The following is a 6000-nucleotide window of genomic DNA, read 5'->3' as shown; positions in this document are numbered from 1 at the left end:
ACTTTGTTGACGGGGACTTAGAAACCCCGTCCGTCTACACGGCGGGGTAGTTCATGTTATGTCGGTATACCTTCTACTATTCTTTAACCTCCATAAGATTCTGGATTTTTGTTAAACCGACACTCTAGGCTATTTCCCCTAGAAACGAATCGCACATTGCTGGCCACTACAGCTACCACTGGTTCATCTAAAAATTCTGCTTGACCACACTGACTACAAACAGAAGGTTGCAATATTTCTATTCTGTCTATTCTGGAAAACCCTTTACGAGTCTTACTATGATGGCCTATTTGTCCTCCTGGTCGTCTCTTCTTTTCTTCGGAACTGGGAGACTCTTGTTTTGGCTTGGCTTTTTCCGATTTTTTCAGTAGATCGGTTGATGGGGGTTTCGAGGAGTTCTTACTGTCTAGGTTTTGACTCTGTTCTAATTTATCAATTTGTTTTTGCAGTTTCTCGATTAGTTTCTGTTGAGTCAATAACATTTCTACCAGTTCTTCTTTTGACAACTGGTTGAGGCGTTTACGATTTACTGGGGGCTGTGATTGACTCATGCTTTGACTTTACCCTAGTGCAGGATGGCAGAAATAACTAACCAGTTACAAAATCCTAAAAGCCTTACCAATAAATACTTTTGACTTTTGACTTCCGCGTAGCTGCACTAGTTTGTTTTTTTGTCAAGCGAACCAATATTCTTGAATTTCCCTTCTGAGAATCCACACTACGATCACGCTATGACCTGAATCCTTACCTTAGATATAACACTATACATAGTATTTATAGCAACTTTTTGTGCTACATTATGATTATAAAACTAGAGGGCATAATTTTAACAAATAAAAACTTGCTTACTTCTATTTCTATCAAAGGTGTGATGAATAAATTTAAAACTTTGAGTAATGATAGTTTTGATAATTATTAATTCAAACTTCAGCAGCAAGTACAAAAAATAAAATTCTATACCATCAAAACTAATATGCTTATTGAAGTTCGAGCATTCAAGTAATGAGGTAAAAATCAAGAAAAAATATTCCTAAAACCGATGTTCTCCAAGCTCACACCTAGAACCTGTATAGCAAATCTTATCTAAAAAATATTTATAATAATTTTTTTGACAGAAGAGTAAAAATTTAATCATGTTAGACTAAAGTACAGGTATGAATGATTTAAAAATTATTCAGTTCCTATCTTAATATTAATTAACAAACTGAGCTTGAATTATTTAAAAGCCTTAATAGTAAAGAGCATCTAAATATTTAATTAAAGCGTTATGACATCTGCATCTCCAAACCAAATAGCAACAGAGTACACAATCCCAAAAAAAGAGGATGTGGAAGTTATAGAGGGTCCTAACAATCAGGTGTCTCACCCTCAAAGCTACTCTGATAACAATAATACTTATAATAGTCCAGAAAATAATCGTCATAATAGGAATAACCCCAAAAGTAATTCAAGAGTCAACGAAAGTAGTGCATTAGTTCATCCTGGGTCTAGCTTTTTAAGCTATCTAGCTGCCATAACAAAAGAAAACTTTGTCGAAGGAGTTAAAGATGTTGAAGAAAAGCTAAAGACAGTTAATCGCACTTTGGGGATGCTCAATAATTTGTTAGAGGCTCAAGGATTTGATGCAATTCTACATGAAATGTTGCGCTCAATTACTCTCAAAACAGGAGAATTATTGAACGCAGACCGGACAACAATTTGGTTATTAGATGAAGAAAAAAGTGAACTTTGGTCAACAGTAGCTAAAGGAGCTGATGGAAAACTATTAGAGTTAAGAATTTCAGCCAATGTAGGAATAGCAGGAGAATCAGCTCAAGAGAAAAAAGTAATCAACATACCCTACGATTTCTATAACGATCCACGTTCAGCTTCAGCCCAAAAATTTGACAAACAGAATGGATATCGTACCTATACTATGGTAGTAATGCCATTACTGCAAGAAGAAACAGGGGATTTAATCGCAGTTGTCCAACTCCTCAACAAGTTAAAACAAGGCCACGAACAATATGAACAACTAGGAGAAAAAATAGATAAAAAGGGATTTACTGAAGAAGATGAAAGAGTATTTCGTGAATTTGCCCCTTCCATTAGTCTAATTCTAGAATCTTCTAAGTCATTTTATTCAGCAACTCAAAGACAGAGAGCAGCAGAAGCTTTAATGAAAGCTGTAGACTCCCTCAGCAAAAGTAGTCTAGACTTAGAAGATACTCTGGGAAAAGTCATGGAGCAGGCCAAGGAACTTATGAACGCAGACCGCAGTACCTTGTGGCTCATAGATAACGATAAAAATCAACTATGGACAAAAATCCCGATTAATGGACAGCTAATAGAAATCAGGATTGCTAAAGATAAAGGCTTTGCTGGTATGGTTGCAAAATCTGGCCAACCACTACTCATTCCTTTTGACGTTTATAAAGATACCCACTCAGTTACAGCCAAGGAAACAGATGAAAAAACAGGTTATCGTACCTGTAGTTTGTTGTGTATGCCTGTTTTTAATGCTGACAATGAATTAATTGGTGTAACTCAGCTAATTAATAAAAAGAAACAGGGAGATTATCCACCATATAACCATGCAAACTGGCCTGAAGCACCAGAGCAGTGGAAAGCTAGTTTTAATCGCAACGATTTAGAATTTATGAGGGCCTTTAATATTCAAGCAGGTGTAGCCCTCCAAAATGCTAAATTATTTGATACAGTCAAACAAGAGCAACAAAGACAAAGGGATATTCTACGGAGTCTGACCAACGGGGTAATATCTACGGATCAAAAAGGCAAAGTTATTGCGACAAATGAAAGTGCTAGACATTTACTAGGAATCAGTGACACAGAGATACTAGAAGGTAAGTCTGTAAGTGAATTAGTACGTCTCAAGGAAGGTGAGTTTTCTAAGTGGTTAGATTTAGCCCTTTCTCCGAATTATAGCAAAGAGTACCAACAGTATTATCCAGATCGAACTTTGTTACCTTTGGGAAATTTGCCTCCTCAAAGTATTAATCTGTCAATTAACTCTATGATTGATGTTTGTGACCCTAAGAAAGTTAATGGCGTTTTAGTAGTGATGGAGGATATTAGTGGAGAAAAACAAGTGAAAAACTTGATGTATCGCTACATGACACCAGAAGTTGCAGAACAATTATTAGCAAGTGGTGATACTGGTTTAGGAGGAAAACGTCAACAGGTATCTGTGCTTTTCAGTGATATTCGTAGCTACACTACTTTGACAGAAGGCATGGAAGCTGAACAGGTTGTCACGATGCTGAACGAATACTTTGAAGAGATGGTAGATGCTGTATTCAAATACAAAGGTACTCTTGACAAATATATAGGAGATGCCATTATGGCAGTATTTGGTTCTCCAGCTCCTCTAGAACATCATCCTTTGTGTGCTATGCAAAGTGCTGTAGAAATGCGTCAACGCCTGAAAATCTTCAATAGAGACCGTGTAGTTAAGAAAAAAATGTCTATTAGAATTGGTATGGGCATTCACTCAGACGAAGTGGTTAGTGGTAATATTGGCTCTAGTAAGCGTATGGAGCTAACTTCTATTGGAGATGGTGTTAATCTAGCTTCTCGCCTTGAAGGTACAAGCAAGCAGTATGGTACAGATTTGGTCATCAGTGATAATACTTATCAACCTTACAAAGATATGCTTTGGGTTCGGGAACTAGACCTAATTACTGTGAAGGGAAAAAGTAAGCCTGTTAGAATATATGAACTGTTAGGCTTTAAGGAAGGGGATCTGAAGCAAGAGCTAACGGAGAAACAACACCATATAGTTGAACATTATCATCAAGGACGAGAGTATTACTTAAGACCATCCAAAGAAAAAAATTTAACAGACCTCTCTATAAAAGAAGCTTTTGCACTAGCTGAAGCTGAATTTAAAGAAGTATTGAAAATCGATCCAAACAACAAAGCTGCTAAGTTGCACCGCGATCGTTGTCAGCTATTTCAGGCCGAGCTTCCTCCAAAAAATTGGGATGGAGTCTGGAATTTAACTGAAAAGTAAACAATATCTATCTAAATAAGAATAGAATGTTAACTCTCATTTTGAAAAAAAACTAGCCCTAGTTATGACTAATTTAAATTCCCACTACTCAGATACTGAGTGGATAGAGCAGATTCATCAATTATTATTTGAGATTGTCCGTACTTCCTTGTCGGATAAGCCTAAACTACCAGAAAATCTTGCAGAAAAAGCTCTACCACTAGCACAGAAAGCAAAAATTATTCAAGAAAAAGCTGATGGCCAAGTTATTCCTCCAGATTCATTAGAATGGGTAGAAAAAGTCCGTCAACTTTTGTTGGATTTATCTCGTGCTTCTTTGGCAGATATACCTAGACTACCTGTAAGTATGGGTCAAAGATCTCTGGTACTGGCACAAACAGCTAAAGAGATTAAGGACAAAGTTGTTGAAAAAAAATCGTAGTTCTTAACAATCAAAGTTTAGGGCTATTCCCAAGAAATCATAATACAGCTTGTATTGCTACTAACAATTTTAAGTTTTTTAGAAGCTTTCTCAATATGGAATCAGATAGTCAACCTGCCAGTTACTCAGACGATGAACCTCCTCAAAGAATTGCAAATATTTTGGGAACAGCGATCGCTGTTCTGACTCTGGCCTTGCCTTTATTGGCCATTAGTCGTTATTCTCATCGTAATATAAATGTGATTCCTCAAACCTCTTATGAATTGTCTGGGTATGAATGATTTCCAACCAAATTTCTAAGAACTTTAGTTTCAATTTTTATCAATTTTTCAAGAATACTGCGACGCGGTAGATTTTTTCATAAAGCAGTAGGCAGGATGATCCATGAGGAAATTTATAGTTGATCTTTGTATTATTTTCGATTATAAATTTTTTCCTCTAAAACCTACCTAAAAGTCAACTTTATGGTTGATTGAGACTTGAATATATAGTCATTTAACTTTAGATTGAGACAAAGCTTTCTTGCTATGAGGGAGTTTCAGACGAAAAAACGTCTCATTTTTAAGTTAAACTACTATAATTTTCATCTGTACACATGTACTATTTATATTTAATTAGGGTTTGCTGAAAAAGTCTTTTGGCAGGGGTAGGAGTCAGGAGGGATAGGGAATTTAGAGGAGGTGGTTGGATATATTTATCCCTTTATTTTTTTTGCCATAGTTAGCCAAAAATTGTAACTTTTTGGCCACTTAACCTTAAAAAATTGCACTTTTTTTTCGCTCTAAAAATGCTAAAACCTTTATCTGTAAATGCTTTTATATTTAATCAGCAAGCCCTAATTAAGTAGTAATAATAAATAACTGATTAACCGAAAATAGACTGTATTAATTTAAACAATGTAATATAAATAAAATATTCAATAATTTGAAGCTACTACAACTCGCTTACGTCCCTCATACTTAGCCTGATAAAGAGCAAAATCAGCAGTTTGAATGACCTTTTCCCCTGTTTTGCCATGCTTAGGAAAGCAAGCAACTCCCAAATAAATAGTAATATAACTTAGCAGTATACCATCATATTCTACACATAATTGTTGGATTTTTTTCCGTATTTGTTCAGCTCTTCACTTGGTATTTTCTAAAGAACTTCCTGGTAATATCATAATCAATTCTTCCCCACCATAACGACAAGCTATATAATAATCTCGAACTTTCTATTTTAAAAAAGAGCCTAAATTTTTGAGAATAATATCTCCAGCAGCATGACCAAATTCATCATTAAAACTTTTAAAATAATCTACATCAATCATAATTATACCAATAGGCTTTTCAGTCTCTTGTGAGGCAATGGGCACTCGGTGTGAGGGAACAGGGAATGAGAAACACCGAAGCAAGAAAATTATCACGAATGATTTAGAATTGCTATAAATTAGATTTGAGTTATCTTATGTTCAGAAAAACTAAGATACTTAACCATAATTAAAATTGGCAATATTTGCAGTTAAAATTTGAGTATATAACTAACAGGCTATCAGACTTAATCTCAACACCACAGGCTAAATTTACCT

Annotated in this window: 3 protein-coding genes and 2 pseudogenes; 3 read left to right on the top strand and 2 right to left on the bottom strand. The window is 35.4% G+C overall.

What is annotated here, in order from left to right; genetic code table 11:
- Window positions 1–176 precede the first annotated feature (176 nt).
- Window positions 177–551: pseudogene (locus tag D5R40_RS16265) on the bottom strand (DUF6444 domain-containing protein); the annotation flags it as partial.
- Between the two features lie 716 nt (window positions 552–1267).
- On the opposite strand from D5R40_RS16265, the gene D5R40_RS16260 reads away from it, so the two are divergent.
- The 3 genes from D5R40_RS16260 to D5R40_RS16250 all read left to right on the top strand — a co-directional run bounded on the left by D5R40_RS16260 (window position 1268) and on the right by D5R40_RS16250 (window position 4714).
- The gene (locus tag D5R40_RS16260; RefSeq protein WP_192901282.1) at window positions 1268–4012 is read left to right on the top strand and encodes an adenylate/guanylate cyclase domain-containing protein; all 2745 of its coding nucleotides are present in this window, start codon (window positions 1268–1270) and stop codon (window positions 4010–4012) included.
- A gap of 64 nt (window positions 4013–4076) precedes the next feature.
- Window positions 4077–4433, top strand: a complete 357-nt coding sequence (locus D5R40_RS16255) for a hypothetical protein (RefSeq protein ID WP_124147589.1) — start codon at window positions 4077–4079, stop codon at window positions 4431–4433.
- A 95-nt stretch (window positions 4434–4528) separates the two neighbouring features.
- A complete protein-coding gene (locus D5R40_RS16250) occupies window positions 4529–4714 on the top strand; it encodes a TLTLP motif-containing protein (protein WP_124147590.1) in 186 nt (61 codons plus the stop codon).
- A 635-nt stretch (window positions 4715–5349) separates the two neighbouring features.
- Here the strand turns inward: D5R40_RS16250 and D5R40_RS16245 are convergent.
- Window positions 5350–5787, bottom strand: a pseudogene (locus D5R40_RS16245) (GGDEF domain-containing protein).
- Between the last annotated feature and the right edge of the window lie 213 nt (window positions 5788–6000).

Source organism: Okeania hirsuta, from assembly GCF_003838195.1.
GTDB classification, from domain to species: Bacteria; Cyanobacteriota; Cyanobacteriia; order Cyanobacteriales; family Microcoleaceae; genus Okeania; species Okeania hirsuta.
Note: the sequence above shows the minus strand (reverse complement) of the source record. Positions and strands in the feature narration are given on the sequence as shown.

Excerpts from the sequence above, each read along its gene's own strand:
- D5R40_RS16260 (WP_192901282.1), top strand. The coding sequence starts at position 1,268 with ATGACATCTGCATCTCCAAACCAAATAGCAACAGAGTACACAATCCCA.
- D5R40_RS16255 (WP_124147589.1), top strand. The coding sequence starts at position 4,077 with ATGACTAATTTAAATTCCCACTACTCAGATACTGAGTGGATAGAGCAG.
- D5R40_RS16250 (WP_124147590.1), top strand. The coding sequence starts at position 4,529 with ATGGAATCAGATAGTCAACCTGCCAGTTACTCAGACGATGAACCTCCT.